13 protein-coding genes are annotated in these 14,825 nt (G+C 62.2%); 7 read left to right on the forward strand and 6 right to left on the reverse strand.

The window, feature by feature from the left end; genetic code table 11:
• Positions 1–25 precede the first annotated feature (25 nt).
• From ACVCNR_RS21470 to ACVCNR_RS21490, 5 genes are all read left to right on the forward strand, one after another.
• Positions 26–1,372, forward strand: coding sequence for an NAD(P)H-dependent oxidoreductase (locus ACVCNR_RS21470; protein WP_447076421.1), 1,347 nt, complete (start codon positions 26–28; stop codon positions 1,370–1,372).
• 52 nt (positions 1,373–1,424) lie between these two features.
• A complete protein-coding gene (locus ACVCNR_RS21475) occupies positions 1,425–2,069 on the forward strand; it encodes a cupin domain-containing protein (protein ID WP_447076422.1) in 645 nt (214 codons plus the stop codon).
• 135 nt (positions 2,070–2,204) lie between these two features.
• Entirely contained in the window at positions 2,205–3,287 is a 1,083-nt protein-coding gene (locus tag ACVCNR_RS21480; protein WP_447076423.1) for a 2-keto-3-deoxygluconate permease, read from the forward strand.
• Positions 3,288–3,375: 88 nt separating this feature from the next.
• Complete coding sequence (gene aldA / locus ACVCNR_RS21485) at positions 3,376–4,836, forward strand: aldehyde dehydrogenase (protein WP_447076424.1); 1,461 nt, start codon at positions 3,376–3,378, stop codon at positions 4,834–4,836.
• A 308-nt stretch (positions 4,837–5,144) separates the two neighbouring features.
• The gene (locus tag ACVCNR_RS21490; protein ID WP_447076425.1) at positions 5,145–5,906 is read left to right on the forward strand and encodes a hydroxypyruvate isomerase family protein; all 762 of its coding nucleotides are present in this window, start codon (positions 5,145–5,147) and stop codon (positions 5,904–5,906) included.
• Positions 5,907–6,117: 211 nt separating this feature from the next.
• Here the strand turns inward: ACVCNR_RS21490 and fghA are convergent, their stop codons facing one another.
• From fghA to ACVCNR_RS21520, 6 genes are all read right to left on the reverse strand, one after another.
• Positions 6,118–6,951, reverse strand: a complete 834-nt coding sequence (gene fghA, locus ACVCNR_RS21495) for an S-formylglutathione hydrolase (RefSeq protein WP_447076684.1) — start codon at positions 6,949–6,951, stop codon at positions 6,118–6,120.
• A gap of 191 nt (positions 6,952–7,142) precedes the next feature.
• Positions 7,143–8,267: an S-(hydroxymethyl)glutathione dehydrogenase/class III alcohol dehydrogenase gene (locus ACVCNR_RS21500; protein WP_447076426.1), complete on the reverse strand. Its 1,125-nt coding sequence runs from the start codon at positions 8,265–8,267 to the stop codon at positions 7,143–7,145.
• A gap of 58 nt (positions 8,268–8,325) precedes the next feature.
• Positions 8,326–8,973: a glutathione S-transferase family protein gene (locus ACVCNR_RS21505; RefSeq protein WP_447076427.1), complete on the reverse strand. Its 648-nt coding sequence runs from the start codon at positions 8,971–8,973 to the stop codon at positions 8,326–8,328.
• Positions 8,974–8,985: 12 nt separating this feature from the next.
• The gene (locus ACVCNR_RS21510; RefSeq protein WP_447076428.1) at positions 8,986–10,752 is read right to left on the reverse strand and encodes a PDR/VanB family oxidoreductase; all 1,767 of its coding nucleotides are present in this window, start codon (positions 10,750–10,752) and stop codon (positions 8,986–8,988) included.
• Positions 10,753–10,785: 33 nt separating this feature from the next.
• Positions 10,786–11,691 carry an aromatic ring-hydroxylating dioxygenase subunit alpha gene (locus ACVCNR_RS21515; protein WP_447076685.1) on the reverse strand — a complete coding sequence of 302 codons (906 nt, stop codon included), beginning with the start codon at positions 11,689–11,691 and terminating at the stop codon, positions 10,786–10,788.
• 25 nt (positions 11,692–11,716) lie between these two features.
• Entirely contained in the window at positions 11,717–12,583 is an 867-nt protein-coding gene (locus ACVCNR_RS21520) for an aromatic ring-hydroxylating dioxygenase subunit alpha (protein ID WP_447076429.1), read from the reverse strand.
• 252 nt (positions 12,584–12,835) lie between these two features.
• Between ACVCNR_RS21520 and ACVCNR_RS21525 the strand changes: the two genes are divergently transcribed.
• Entirely contained in the window at positions 12,836–13,630 is a 795-nt protein-coding gene (locus tag ACVCNR_RS21525) for a GntR family transcriptional regulator (RefSeq protein ID WP_447076430.1), read from the forward strand.
• A gap of 90 nt (positions 13,631–13,720) precedes the next feature.
• Positions 13,721–14,815 (forward strand): BMP family ABC transporter substrate-binding protein, encoded by a 1,095-nt coding sequence (locus ACVCNR_RS21530; RefSeq protein WP_447076431.1) that lies wholly within the window; start codon positions 13,721–13,723, stop codon positions 14,813–14,815.
• Positions 14,816–14,825 lie beyond the last annotated feature (10 nt).

The following is a 14,825-nucleotide window of genomic DNA, read 5'->3' on the forward strand; positions in this document are numbered from 1 at the left end:
AGAACGGAAACACCGGGAGCATTCAATGTCCATGTTCGAAAAACTCCGCGCGCTCGAAGTTGCGGGAAAGCCGATCCGCGTCGGCATCATCGGCGCCGGAAAATTCGGATCGATGTATCTTTCGCAGGTCAACCGCACGCCGGGCGTGCATCTGGTCGGCGTTTCCGATCTCAGCCCGTCCAACGCCCGCCAGTCGTTGCATCGCGTCGGCTGGACCGACGAGCAGTTCGCGGCCGTCTCCTTCGAAAATGCCCACAAGAGCGGTACGACCTTGGTGACCGATAATGCCGCCGACATGATCGCCAGCCCATTTATCGATGTCGTCATCGACGCGACCGGCCATCCGGCAGCCGGCGTGCGTCATGTGCTTCTGGCCTGTGAGCACAAAAAGCACATCGTCATGGTCAATGTGGAGGCCGATGTTCTGGCCGGCCCGCTCCTGGCGAAGAAGGCCGAGGAATCCGGCATCATCTATTCCATGGCGGCGGGCGACCAGCCCTCGCTGATCGCCGAACTGTGCGACTGGGCCCGCTGCACCGGCTTCAACGTCGTATGCGCCGGCAAGGGCACCAAATATCTGCCCATCTATCACAAGTCGACGCCTGATACCGTGTGGGGCCATTACGGCTTCTCACCGGAACAGGTAGCAGGCGGCGATTTCAACCCGAAGATGTTCAATTCCTTCCTGGACGGCACCAAGTCCGCGCTCGAGATGGCCGCCGTCGCCAATGGTTGCGAGTTGCTGCCACCCGATGACGGCTTGCTCTTCCCGGCCTGCGGCGCGGATGACCTGCAGACCGTACTCCGCCCGCAGGAGTATGGCGGCATCCTCGAGCGTCGCGGCACCGTGGAGGTGGTGTCCTCAATCGAGCGCGACGGCCGTCCGGTCTTCCGCGACCTTCGCTGGGGCGTCTATGTAGTGATTGAGGGCGAGACGCAATATGTCCGCGACTGCTTCAAGCAGTATGGCCTTCTCACCGACTCCACCGGCCGCTTCGCCGCCACCTACAAGCCCTACCATCTGATCGGTCTGGAACTGGGCGTGTCGATCGCCTCAATCGCGACCCGCCAGGAACCCACCGGCCGCACCAGGGGCTGGAGCGCCGACGTCATCGCCGTTGCCAAGCGCAAGCTGACCGGGGGCGAGATCCTCGACGGGGAAGGTGGCTACACCGTGTACGGCAAGGTCATCCCCGCCGCGACCTCCTCGAAGCTCGACGCGGTGCCGATCGGCCTTGCCCATGGCATGAAGCTCAAGCGCGATATAGACGATGGCCATGTCGTCTGCTGGTCGGATGTCGAATACGACGCCGAAGATGCCACCATCCGGCTGCGCAAGGAGATGGAGCGGCAGTTCCTCGCCGCCGTCTGAAACCTGCCGCTCCGGCGGCCAAACGTGAAATCCTAGCAAAGAGAGGACCGATATGGCGCGTCATGATGCCTTCCCGGTTCAGGGACAGATTCTGGGCGTTAAGCTCGACAATGGAACCCGCGTGACCCACGGTACGGGTGCCAATATCAAGATTCCGCTGGCTGGCTTCCCGGTCACCATGCATGAACTCTATACAGGTCACGACGAAGGGGCGAAGCTCTCCTTCGAAGGCCAGTTCGGCTTTATCGAGTTCCATCCCGACTGCCGACTGCCGCGCCATGTGCACATGATCCGCGACGAGGCGACGGGCGAGCTGGAAATGCTGCCCGAGCGTATTCTCGTACTCAACGGCGTGGGCGTCACGGAACTGTGCGGCGAGTATTTCGTGGTGGCGCCGGGCAGCCTAGTCGACATCCCACCGGGGGTTCCCCACACGTGGAACGCCTGCCCCGCAGGTGTGAAGCTGCCCGACGGAACCGTCTCCGACGGACGCTTCACGATGATCTACAACTATTCCGACGAGACCAGATTCTTCGCGACCGAGCAAACGGAGCTGCTTTCCCGGGCGGAAGAATATGTCGCCTATGAAGGCAGCCTTCAGGATATCCGCTTCCCTGTCATGACGGCAGAGGAAGTCGTCTCCCGTGCCCATTTCGTCTGGAACAAGGAGCTGCGCCAAGGTCTCGAACTGGCCTGACGGGAGGGGAGACGCCACCGTACCGGAATGAGGAACCCGATGCATGCAGGTGCGGCTGGATACATGTCGGCTGCGCGGTTTCCGGAACGGTCGGTTGCCACATCATTCATCTGTAAATTCACTTGGGAGGAATAAATGAGTTCGGCAAGAAACGAGGATCGCGGCATCGTTGCCTCGATCGGCCGCATCCTTGGTAAAGTTCCTGGCTCCATGATGATCGTGCCCCTGTTCCTGGGCGCAACCATCAATACATTCTGGCCGGAACTGCTGGCCGTCGGCAGCTTCACCACGGCACTCTTCCGGGATGGAACGGGCGCTCTGCTTGGTCTGTTCTTCTTCTGCATGGGCGCACAGATCGATTTCCGCCAAACCTCGGCCACGCTGCAGAAGGGCACGGCAATCCTGCTCGGCAAGGCTTTCATCGGCGGCAGCATCGGCCTGCTCGTGGCTTTCTACATGCCGGGCGGCACGCTATGGGGTCTTACCCCGCTCGCCATCATCGCAGGCATGACCAATTCCAACTCCGCGCTCTACGTGGCGCTCACCAAGCAGTTCGGCAATGCATCCGACCGCGGCGCGGTGTCGGTCATTTCGCTCAACGACGGCCCCTTCATCACCCTGCTGATCCTCGGCACGGCCGGCCTTGCCGCCTTCCCCATGACCATGCTCATCGGTTGCCTCCTGCCGCTCGTCATCGGCTTCATCGTTGGCAACAATTCGTCCAAGGCGCGCGAATTCCTGGCGCCGGGCGAAATGCTTCTGATCCCATTCCTCGGCTTCGTCGTCGGCCGCGGCATCGATTTCTCCATGCTGCTGCAGGCCGGCATGCAGGGCATTCTCCTTGGCATCGGCACTGTCATCTGCTCGGGCATGTTTGCCATGCTGTTCCTGCACGTCATGCACATCATCACCCGCCGTCCACCTGCCACCCGCAACCTGATCTCAGGCGCAGCGGAATCGACCGTGGCCGGCAATGCCGTCGCCACCCCGGCCGCCGTCGCCCTGCTCGACCCGAGCTACAAGGCGATCGAGGCGATATCGACCTCCCAGGTCGCCGCCGCGACCATCACCACCGCGCTTCTCGTCCCGTTCCTTGTGATGGCAGTGTCGCGCTGGCAGCAGAGACGTGGCATCTCGCCGGCAGCCGAAGAACACTGGATCAACACCGGTACCGTCGAGGGTGCTCCCTTGCCCGCCGGTCAGCGGCAACCAGCCTGACGGCAGATGCGATACCGCGCGGCGGAGCGATCTGCCGCGTACCCCTGCCTTTCCCTTCGCTTTCCTGCGACCATCCGAGGAGTAGACCATGACAGCCAATGCATTCATCGGCCTTGATCGTGCCTATCGCAACTATATCGACGGCGCCTTTGCCGATGCCACGTCCGGCCTGATCGAGGTCACCAACCCCGCCACCGGGGTCGTCATCGCCCGCGTGCCGAATTCCGATGCCGCCGAGGTCGACCGCGCTGTCATCGCGGCCCGCACGGCGCAGGGCGCGTGGGAGCGCCTGCCCGCCATCGAGCGCGCCGGCTATCTGCGCAAGATATCGGGGAAGATCCGTGAAAACCGCATCGCCCTCGCCGATATCATTGTAAAGGAACAGGGCAAGGTTCAGAGCCTGGCGCAGGTCGAGGTGGATTTCACCGCCGACTACATCGACTATATGGCCGAATGGGCCCGCCGGATCGAAGGCGAGGTTCTGACGTCGGACCGTCCGAATGAGACCATGCTTCTGCTGCGCAAGCCGGTGGGCGTCGTTGCCGGCATCCTGCCGTGGAACTTCCCCTTCTTCCTGATTGCGCGCAAGCTGGCGCCGGCATTGGTGACCGGCAACACGATCGTCATCAAGCCGAGTGAAGAAACGCCGATCAACGCCTTCATCTTCGCTGAACTGGTCGCCGAGACCGATCTTCCGAAAGGCGTCTTCAACCTGATCGGTGGCCGCGGCCGCACCTCCGGCGAAGCGCTGGCCTCCCATCCGGGCGTCGACCTCATCACCTTTACCGGCTCCGTGGCCACGGGCTCGCACATCATGCAACTGGCCGGCAAGAACCTCACCCGCGTCAATCTGGAACTGGGCGGCAAGGCTCCGGCCATCGTCCTGAAGGATGCCGATCTCGATCTCGCTGCCAAGGCGATCTTCGATTCGCGGGTCATCAACACCGGGCAGGTCTGTAACTGCGCCGAGCGGGTCTATGTCGAGCGCGACGTCCACGACGCCCTGGTCGCGAAGCTGAAGGTCCTGTTCGAGAGCACGCGCTACGGCGATCCGTCCGTCGAGGCAGACTTGCATATGGGTCCGCTGGTCAACGAGGCCGGGCTGAACAAGGTGGTCGACGCCGTGGACCTGGCCAGGAAGCAGGGGGCTCAGATCGTCACCGGCGGCAAGATCGCCGAACGCGGACAGGGCTTCCACTACCAGCCCACGCTGCTGACTGGCGCAACTGCCGACATGGACATCATGCGCCGCGAGATCTTCGGTCCGGTCCTGCCGATCCAGGCCGTCGACAGCCTTGCCGAGGCGATCGCTCTGGCCAATGATTCGGAATACGGCCTGACCTCGTCCATCTACACCCGCGATCTCAACTCGGCCCTGAAGGCGGCACGCGAACTGAAATTCGGCGAAACCTATATCAACCGCGAGAACTTCGAGGCGATGCAGGGCTTCCATGCCGGCCGTCGCAAGTCGGGCATCGGCGGTGCCGACGGCAAGCACGGTCTCTACGAATTTACCGAGACCCACGTCGTCTATATCAAGGGCGAATGATCCTCCCCATTCGACCTGCAGCCGGGCGCCGGATTTCTCCCCCAGCGCCCGGCCGCCCTTCCCGCCGGCCTGGCGCGGTGTTCGTGCGCTGAAAGCCGATGCGAAAGCGTGAGCCGAGACACTTCTGTTTCCAAGTGCCGGCGACTACAGATCGCCCGGCATCGAGCATGCTGCCGGTTGCAGGCGGCGCTCCTGCATGGCATGCGCTTGATGGGCGCGCGTAGAACCTTACCCGCGACAATCTCCGCTTGCGCCGAAGCTTTCGCGTCTCCTCCAACAAGATTCGCCCCCGAACGTCTGGAGCCCTCATGTTATTTTCCGCCAATCTCGGCTTCCTGTGGAACGATCTGCCGCTGCCGGAGGCCATTCGCCAAGCCAGGGAGGCAGGCTTCGATGCCGTCGAATGCCACTGGCCCTACGACACGCCAGCGCAGGAAGTGGCAGCCGCACTGACCGAAACCGGTCTTGTCATGCTCGGCCTCAATACGCGGCGCGGCCGCGAGGGGGAGAACGGATTGCTTGCCTTGCCCGGCCGGGAGACAGAAGCGCGCGCGGCGATCGACGAGGCGATTGCCTATGCGGTCGCGACCCGGACTGAGGCGGTGCATGCCATGGCCGGCATCGCCGAAGGCGCCAAGGCGCATGCGACATTCCTGGACAATCTTCGCTATGCCTGTGCAAAGGCGCGCGAACACGGCATCACGATCCTGATCGAACCGCTTAACCCCTATGATGCGCCGGGTTATTTCCTGCGCACCGCCGCTGCGGCGCAGGCCATCATCCTCGAATTGGACCTGCCGGAACTGCGCCTCATGTTCGACGTCTACCACCAGCAGATCACGGCCGGCGATATCTGCCGCAGCTTCGAGGCACTGCTGCCGCTCATCGGCCATGTGCAGATCGCTTCCGTACCCACACGAGGGCGTCCCGACCAAGGTGAGGTTGACTACCGCTCCGTCCTTTCGCATATCCGCGCTCTCGGCTGGACACGGCCTGTCGGGGCAGAATACCGTCCCAACGGTCCGACCGGGGAAAGCCTTGACTGGTTGTCTGGATTTCGGACGCTGTAGGCGGGTCATCCGGGTACATATGAAATCGGGAACCCAGGCCATCTGAGGCCGATCCGGATCACAATGCGGTAGAGGTTTAGGTGCCCCGGGAAGCGTGGCAGAGGATGGTAGGCAGAATCCATTTGCCCGGTTGAAAAAATAGCTCCGGAGCGGTCGCTAGGTTGGTTGCAACCATATAGACCCGGCTGGGATTACTTTTTCCCAAGGAGGCTCACCCCATCCGCTGGGCGTGCCACTTCAGGTGGTCGTCCATGAAGGTGGAGATGAAGTTGTAGGAATGGTCGTAGCCGTCCTGCATGCGCAGCGTCAGCTCCATGCCGGCCGCGCGGCAGGCCTCGTCCAGCAGCCACGGGCGCAGGCCTTCGTCGAGAAAGCCGTCGGCCGTGCCCTGGTCGACCAGCAGTTCGGGGAAGCGGTGGCCGTCCGCGATCAGCAGCGTGGCGTCACAGCCGCGCCAGCTCGCCTCGTCCGGCCCCAGATATTTCTCCAGCGCCGGCCGCGACCATCCCGCCGTGCTCGGCTGGACGATCGGCGCGAAGGCCGAGCAGCTTGCGAACCGGTCGGGGTTCCTCAGCGCGATGGTCAGCGCGCCATGGCCGCCCATCGAATGGCCGAAAATGCCCTGCCGGCCCATGTCGGCGGGGAAATGGGCGGCGACCAGCGCCGGCAGCTCCCCGGTGACATAGGAATACATGCGATAGTTCCTCGCATAGGGCGCCTCGGTGGCATCGACATAGAAGCCGGCGCCGGAACCGAACTGCCAGTTGTCCTTCTCGTCGGGAACCCCTTCGCCGCGCGGGCTGGTGTCGGGGCACACGATCATCAGGCCGAGCTCGGCCGCCAGGCGCCGGTATTCGCCCTTGTCCATGACATTGGCATGGGTGCAGGTCAGCCCCGACAGGTACCACAGCACCGGCACCGGCCCCTCCTTGGCCTGCGGCGGCACGAACACCGCGAAGGTCATCTCGCAGGCGCAGGTCTCCGAGGCATGCGCATAGACACCCTGGAGGCCGCCATGCGCCTTCGCGCTCGAAACTGTCTTCATCATCGCAGCATTCCCATATCAATTTATCATCCCAAGGGACAGGCAATCAGCCTTTCCGCCGTGGACCACAAGAAGAGGCCGGCAGTGTGATCGGGAAGAACCCTAATCACACCGCCGGCACACGCCGGGCTGTTTTGGGAACACGCAAGGCAAGCGGGAGGCCTGCTTTCTTGCTCGCCCGGACGTCGGTTTCAGTACACGACCACGCTTCGGATGCTTTCGCCCCTGTGCATGAGGTCGAAGCCCTTGTTGATGTCGTCGAGGGGCATGGTGTGGGTGATCATCGGGTCGATCTGGATCTTGCCCTCCATGTACCAGTCGACGATCCGCGGCACGTCGGTGCGGCCCCTCGCCCCGCCGAAGGCGGTGCCCATCCAGCTGCGCCCGGTGACCAGCTGGAACGGCCGCGTCGCGATCTCCTGGCCCGCCCCCGCAACCCCGATGACCACCGACTTGCCCCAGCCGCGATGCGAGGCCTCCAGCGCCTGGCGCATCACCTTGACATTGCCCGTGCAGTCGAAGGTGTAGTCGGCCCCGCCGATCTGATCGGCCCCGCGCCTGGTCAGGTTGACGATCTCGGCCACCACGTCCTCGACCTCGCTCGGGTTGACGAAATGGGTCATGCCGAACCGCTCGCCCCATTCCTTCTTGTCGTTGTTCAGATCGACGCCGATGATCATGTCGGCCCCGGCCAGCCGCAGCCCCTGGATGACGTTCAGACCGATGCCGCCCAGCCCGAACACCGCCGCCGTCGCCCCGATCTCCACCCTGGCGGTGTTGATCACCGCCCCGATGCCGGTCGTCACCCCGCAGCCGATGTAGCAGATCTTGTCGAAGGGCGCGTCCGGGTTGACCCTGGCCAGCGCGATCTCGGGCAGCACGGTGAAGTTGGAGAAGGTCGAGCAGCCCATATAGTGGTGGATCGTCTCGCCGCCGACCGAAAAGCGCGAGGTGCCGTCCGGCATCAAGCCTTGCCCCTGGGTGGCGCGGATGGCCGTGCACAGGTTGGTCTTGCGCGACAGGCACGACGGACAGGACCGGCATTCGGGCGTGTAGAGCGGGATGACGTGATCGCCCTTCCTCAGGCTGGTCACCCCCTTGCCGACATCGACCACCACGCCGGCCCCCTCATGGCCGAGGATGGCCGGGAAGATGCCTTCGGGATCGGCGCCCGACAAGGTGAACTCGTCGGTGTGGCAGATGCCCGTCGCCTTGACCTCGACCAGCACCTCGCCCTCGCGCGGGCCCTCAAGGTCAACCTCCATCACCTCCAGAGGTTTGCCCGCTCCAACGGCTACAGCGGCACGCGTTTTCATGGCTTCCTACTCCAAATAATCTCTGATGCCGGGCGAAGCCCGTTGAACGTATTAAGACTTAAGCGGCCTTGGCCGGCCCGGCCGGGAACACCCCGGACATTACCGTGAACCCCTTCAGCCGCTTGACACGATCACACCAGCGCCGGATGGCCGGGTAATCCTGCCGGGATATGCCCCCCTCCTCCGACAGCATGATGTAGGGGAAGCAGGCGATATCAGCGATCGTCGGGTGCGGGGCGGAACAAATCCAGTCACGCCCCTCCTGCTCGCCGAACCATAGATGCTCGTCGAGGATGCGGAACAGACGATGAGCGCCAGCGCGAGCAAGCTCGGCATCGAGTTCATAGAACAGCGCATCATGGAGACGTGCTGCCGATGCAGTGCCGGTGATGCCATCGGCAAAAGCAAGCCACTGGCTGACTTCGCCGAGGAGATGCGGATTCTCGCGCGGATACCAGCGACCCGACGGGTCGTATTTCGACGCCAGATAGACGAGAATCGCCTGTGCATCGCGCAAGACCACCCCATCATCGTCGATGACCGGCAACTGGCCCAGCGGGTTGATCTTCAGGAACCATTCCGACTTGTGTTCCCGGCCCGGATAGAAATCAATCGGCAGCGTCTTGTACTCGACACCCAGCATGCTCATCAGCAGCCTGAGCTTGTAGCAGTTGCCGGACAGTTCATAGTCGTAGAGCGTGATCATCGGCAGGACTCCTTAAAGGTCGAGAACGAGCCGCGCCGACTTCGCCCGCGACACGCAAGTCATGATCTTGGTACCGGATTTGCGCTCGGCATCGTTCAGATAGACATCCTGATGATCGGGCTCGCCCTCGATGACAGTGGCCAGGCATGTCCCGCAGGCGCCCTGCTCACAGGACGAGGGCATATCGATCCCTGCCTCGCGCATGACGTCGAGGATGGTCCGGCCGGCCGGCACCTTGAGGGTCATGCAGGAGCGAGCCAGAGCCACCTCGAAGGTCGAACTGTCGTCGATGACATTGGTGTTCTTGAAATATTCGAAATGCACCGCGGTATCCGGCCAGCCCAGTTCGGCGGCGATGGACCGCGCGGCCTCCAGCATCGGACCGGGACCGCAGAGGTAGAGATGCGTGCCGGGCCGGTAACCGGCAAGGATTTCGCGCAATTGCGCGCCAGTCTGCTCGGGCGAAAGCCCCAGATGCGGCTTCAATGCCTCCCCGAGGACACCGGTCTTCTCGGGGAACGCCATCTGCGCCTCGTTCTGGGCGAAATAGTGCAGTTCGTGAACAAGGTTCTGGTTCTGGAGAGCCTGCGCCATCGCCAGCAGCGGCGTAATGCCGATGCCCCCCGCCACGAAGATGGTCTTCACCGCATCCCGCCGCAGCGGGAAGTTGTTGCGCGGCTCGGAAATCGCCAGCACGTCACCCTGTCGCACCGTATCGTGCATGCAGGTCGAACCACCCTTGGAGTCGCGTTCAAGCTTCACACCGATGACATAGCTGTCGCTCTCGCCCGGGCCGTTGGTGATCGAATACTGGCGGATCAATCCGTTCGGCATGTGCACGTCGACATGGGCACCCGGCTGGAATGTAGGCAGCAGACCCTTGATGGGCCTGAGCTCGAAGCCGGCGATGCCGTCCGCTGCCTGCCACTTCCGCGCCACCTCGACCCGGATCGTCGCCTTGCGGCCATGCTTGGTCTCTTCCGGCATCTCGGCCAGCTCGGGCGAGAGCCGTTCGATCACCGGCTCCAGAGGCGCCGGCGCAGGTTGGATTGATGCCTCGCGTTCGATCTCCTCGCGCAATTTCGACAGTCGATCGTTGTGATGGTGCAGAACGGCGAGGCGCATCGCGCCTTCAACCTTGCCGTCGAGCACGCCACGGATCACCGAACGATTGGAATCCACAGGCTGCACAAAGAAGACGGCCAGCGTCGCGCTGCCCTCCTCGACCGCGCGCAGCGCCACGGAAAACTCGTTGGCGGCTTCCACCGAGACCCGCGAGGCATCACCATCAAGCTGGCCGATCGGCTGGAAACGGTAATCCTTGAGCCTGGCAGCCACGAGATCGGCCGGAGCGTTGACCGGAATGCCGCGCAGAGTAAGCAGATCGCCTTCGGCAAGACCGGGAACTTCAGGCACCTCTCCCAAGGAATCCTCGGCCGACCACACCAGGCCGTAGCGCTCCACAGCGGCAAAGGTGCGGTTGGTGATCGTGCGGGCCGGTGCATCTGCCGGGTGTGCCGGAATATAGGTGCAGCCAGCCGTGCGGTTCGAATAGCGCCAGCCATGGTACTGGCACTTCAATTCACGGCCGTCGTTGATGCCGATCGACAGGCGCACGCCTCGGTGAAGGCATCGGTTTTCCCAGATATTGACATAGCCGTCATCGGCCCGCCAGACAGCGAATTCACGCCCCAGCAACTGGCCATGGAAAACATGGCGGAATGGCAGATCGTAAGACGCAGCAATGGGATGCCATCTGGTCTTGGCGGTATCGAACATCGTAGTCTCCAAGCTCTAGTGCGTGGCTCGCGCTCAGGTCGTTGCCGGGATGACCCCGTAGGTCACGCCCTTCTGACTGAGCCAGCGGCGGTATGCGATTGCCGATTTATCGGCACGGATCGGCGTTTCGGAACGCGGGTCGAGCGGCAGGCGCTTCGGGAACTGGTTCTCCAGAATTGGTTTGTCCTGCCCAAAAATCGTCTGCTGGAAGCGCTTGATGACCTTGTCCTCGTTGTCCTCGTCGAGGATGCACAGCATCATGTGGGCACGCACATGCTCCTGGTCGACCGGCTGCAGGAACACGGCGATGACATCCAGCCGCTTTTCATCCACCGGGCTCGACTTGTAGAGCACCGAGCAATAGGGATGCGGCACACGATAGATGTAGTCGACGTCGGCACCCTCAGTTGAAGTGGTCGAGGCCATCGGCTGAAAAAAGCGGCAGCGCGTCGCGAGAATCTCGTCACGATCGACGGAGATCTCGACATCGTATTCCTTCACTTCGGTGTGCGGTTCGGCGCCAAGGATGTCCGTGTGGACATAGGGGAAATGGCCCATGTCGAGAAAGTTCTCGATCGCCCGCGGCGCCGAGACATTAACGCCGATTGTCGCCGCGTTGAGTTTGCGGCGATCGGCCTCTTCGAACTCCGGAATGGGAAACAACTCGGCTGGCGGATTGCCCAACGAAGTCCAGATGTAGCCGTAGCTGAGCCTCAGCGGCAGCTTATCGGCAATCGTGGCAATATCGACCGGGCTCCCTTCGGCCAGATCGGCGCGGTTACGCCAGACGGCGGCATTCCCCTTGTCGTCGACGGCGTAGCTGAGTTTTTCTTCAAGAAGCATCGTGTCGACGACGACTCCGACAGGCACCTCCGATATGGCCCCCAGCGGGTGCCAAAGGTCGAGGATCACCCGATCCGTGCATCGCGGTTTCATCATATTCAGTTCCTTCAGAAGCCACAGCTCACATCCGTGCGGGGATCGCACCGTAGGTGACCGACTTGTCGCGCAACCAGCGCCGGTAAAGAACGGCGACTGCATCGGCGCGGATCGGGGTTTCAGCACGCGGATCGAGCGGCAGGCGCCTCGGCACCTGGTTTTCGAGGATCGGCTTGTCCTGTGCGAAGATCAGTTGCATGAAGCTGCGGACACCAGCTTCTTCGATGCCATCCTTGAGATAGCAGAGGAAAGGATGCGCAACACAGTTCTCTTCGTCCACAGGCTGGACAAAGAGCGTAATGACGTCCAGCCGATGCTTCTGGATCGGATTGCTCTTGTACAGCGCCACTGTGTAAGGGCGGATCACCTTATAGACATAGTCGACGACGAAACCGTCGCTGGCCGTCGGCGAGGCCATCGGCTGGTAGAACTGGCATTCGGTGGCCAGCAACTCGTCTGCATCTGTAATTTCGACCTTGTAAGGAGCCACCTCCGTATGCGGCTCGTCGCCGAGCCAGCCGGTATGGACGAAGGGAAAATGCCCCATGTCGAGAAAATTCTCGACCGCGCGCAGGCCGGACACCCTGACGGCTATGGATCCGCCGGTAACCAGATGGCGATCTCCCTCTTCAGCCTCGGGCACAAAGACGATGTCGCGCCATGGCTTGCCCAGGCAAGCCCACACGAAACCATAGCGGTTGATCGATTTGACTTCCTCTCCGGTGTCGTCGCGGATCACTTCGCGCTTGTAGCGGCCACGACAGTGGATGGAGAGATCCACCCCTAAGAGACGTGTACTGAATGGCTTGTCGGATGACAGGTTTACCTGATCGGCAATCACATGCCAATCGTTAAGCAAAACCCGGTCATTACAAAGGGTTGCCGTGTTCATCGCACCCTCCCTTGGCTAGCTCTTCCCCATGAACCTAGCTCGCTATTGGCTTATTGGAAACATATGATTGGATATCAATCAATAGATATTTTTCTCCAAATTCGGCTTTTTGAATTGACACATTCATTTGATTGAATACCGATATGAACTTCGTAATCACGGATATGTGCTGCCGCGCACGGCAAGCTAAATTGCCAGCCAACACGCCATGGGCTGGCTTCCCTGGGACACGGGAGGGAGAGACAAAGTCTTATGAGCAGCCGCTCACAGTCCATTGCCGACACGCTGACCCGGGCTATCATCGAGCATCGGCTTGTGCCGGGCTGCAAGCTCGGCGAGCGGGAGCTTTCCGAGATATTCGAGGTCAGCCGGATCGTGGTTCGCCAGGCACTCATCCGGCTGGCGGATGACGGTCTGGCGCAGATCGAACGCAACCGCGGCGCGTTCGTGGCCAAGCCCTCGATACAGGAAGCGATCGAAATCTACGATGCCCTGACGCTTGTGGAGCAAGGCGTGGCCGCCCAGCTCTGCGACCGTCTCGGTCCCGCAGGCTGGGCCGAGTTGCGCCAGCACGTGGAGCGGCAGCGGCAGGCCTACGCCTCAGGCAATCATGCGCTCGCGGACGTTCTCGGCCAGGAATTTCATACCATCTTCCTGCGGTTGAGCCGCAACCGTGTCATGCAGGAGATCCATGCCCAGCTCGTCAGGCGCACGAACCTCCTGCGCTCGCTGATCACCGCCGATTTCGACTACTGCAACTTGCTGGACGACCATTCGCGGCTGGTCGATCTGCTGGAGAAGGGGCGCCTCAGGCAGGCGATGGATCTTATCGACAGCCATCATCGCGCGGTGGTGCGCGGCTATATCATGGACCGACAGGTGTTTCCCGAACTGACCCCGGCCGAGGCGCTGGCGCCCTATCTGGGAAAGGAAGGTGCCGGCCCGCCTCCGGCACCCAGGTCGCCGGCGCAACCCGCCAAGACCGCGAAGAAGGCCTCAGGCAACAGCAAGGCGCACGACCATCCGCATCCGCATGACCATGAGTAACACAAACCGACCACCGCATACGTAGGACAACAATCCAGGCGGAACCCGGGGAACACAAATCGGGCAGCCAAGAACCACAGAGGGAATTCAATGAACAGCCTTACCCGACGTCAATTCCTGCAATATACCGGCGCTGCGGCGTCGGTAGTGACCGCTGGTGGACTGACTGACGCAGCACGAGCCGAGGAGGTGCTGAAGGTCGGGGTGGTCTATGTTTCGCCGATCGCCGAGATCGGCTGGACCAAACAGCACGCCCTTGCGGTCGAGGCCGTCAAGTCGGAGCTTGGCGACAAGGTCGCCATCACCGCCATCGACAATATCTTCATGCCGCAGGATGCAGAACGCGTCTTCCGCGAACTCGCCGCCTCCGGCAACCAGTTGATCTTCGGCACATCCTTCTCGCACGGGACACCGTTGCAGAAGGTCGCACCGCGGTTCGCGAAGACAGCGTTCGAGCATTGTTCGGGTATCGTCCACCTTGCGAATCTCGGCACTTTCGAGGCCAGATACTACGAGGGCTGCTATGTGGCCGGCGCCGCTGGTGCGCATATGAGCAAATCGGGCAAGATCGGCTTCATCGGCGGCTTCCCGATCCCTGATATCGTGGGTCCTGCAAACGCGCTGCTGCTCGGTGCCCAGAGCGTCAAGCCCGACATCACCTGCAACGCCCTCTTCCTTAATTCATGGTTCGACCCGGGTAAGGAGAAGGAAGCCGCCAACACATTGCTGTCGCAAGGCTGCGACGTCATCTGTTCGATGACAGACACCGCCACCGGCGTACAGGTGGCCGGTGAAGGGGGTGCCTGGTCGATCGGCTATGCCAGCGACATGGCCAGGTTCGGCTCGGGCAAGCAGCTGACCGCCTTTACCCTCGACTGGTCCAGCGACTATCTGCGCGCCGCCAAGGGCGTTGCTGAAGGGAACTGGAAGCCCGAGGCGCGCTGGGACGGCCTGGCCGCAGGGGTCGTCAAGATGGCGCCCTACAATGAAGCGATTCCCGCCGAGATTGTCGCCAAGCTCAAGCAACTGGAAGCCGACATCGGCGCCGGCAAGGTTCACCCCTACGCAGGCGAGGTCAAGGACCAGGACGGCAACGTCAAGGTTGCCGGCGGCTCGGTGCTATCGGATACCGACATCCGCGGCATGAACTGGTTCGTCCAGGGAATGATCGGCAAGCTCGGCTAATCATCAGCTG

Source organism: Aquamicrobium terrae (genome assembly GCF_052978165.1).

Excerpts from the sequence above, each read along its gene's own strand:
- ACVCNR_RS21510 (WP_447076428.1), bottom strand. The coding sequence starts at position 10,752 with ATGTTCGATACCGCCAAGACCAGATGGCATCCCATTGCTGCGTCTTAC.
- fghA (WP_447076684.1), bottom strand. The coding sequence starts at position 6,951 with ATGAAGACAGTTTCGAGCGCGAAGGCGCATGGCGGCCTCCAGGGTGTC.
- ACVCNR_RS21480 (WP_447076423.1), top strand. The coding sequence starts at position 2,205 with ATGAGTTCGGCAAGAAACGAGGATCGCGGCATCGTTGCCTCGATCGGC.
- ACVCNR_RS21500 (WP_447076426.1), bottom strand. The coding sequence starts at position 8,267 with ATGAAAACGCGTGCCGCTGTAGCCGTTGGAGCGGGCAAACCTCTGGAG.
- ACVCNR_RS21530 (WP_447076431.1), top strand. The coding sequence starts at position 13,721 with ATGAACAGCCTTACCCGACGTCAATTCCTGCAATATACCGGCGCTGCG.
- ACVCNR_RS21515 (WP_447076685.1), bottom strand. The coding sequence starts at position 11,691 with ATGATGAAACCGCGATGCACGGATCGGGTGATCCTCGACCTTTGGCAC.
- ACVCNR_RS21520 (WP_447076429.1), bottom strand. The coding sequence starts at position 12,583 with ATGAACACGGCAACCCTTTGTAATGACCGGGTTTTGCTTAACGATTGG.
- ACVCNR_RS21475 (WP_447076422.1), top strand. The coding sequence starts at position 1,425 with ATGGCGCGTCATGATGCCTTCCCGGTTCAGGGACAGATTCTGGGCGTT.
- ACVCNR_RS21505 (WP_447076427.1), bottom strand. The coding sequence starts at position 8,973 with ATGATCACGCTCTACGACTATGAACTGTCCGGCAACTGCTACAAGCTC.
- ACVCNR_RS21490 (WP_447076425.1), top strand. The coding sequence starts at position 5,145 with ATGTTATTTTCCGCCAATCTCGGCTTCCTGTGGAACGATCTGCCGCTG.
- ACVCNR_RS21525 (WP_447076430.1), top strand. The coding sequence starts at position 12,836 with ATGAGCAGCCGCTCACAGTCCATTGCCGACACGCTGACCCGGGCTATC.
- aldA (WP_447076424.1), top strand. The coding sequence starts at position 3,376 with ATGACAGCCAATGCATTCATCGGCCTTGATCGTGCCTATCGCAACTAT.
- ACVCNR_RS21470 (WP_447076421.1), top strand. The coding sequence starts at position 26 with ATGTCCATGTTCGAAAAACTCCGCGCGCTCGAAGTTGCGGGAAAGCCG.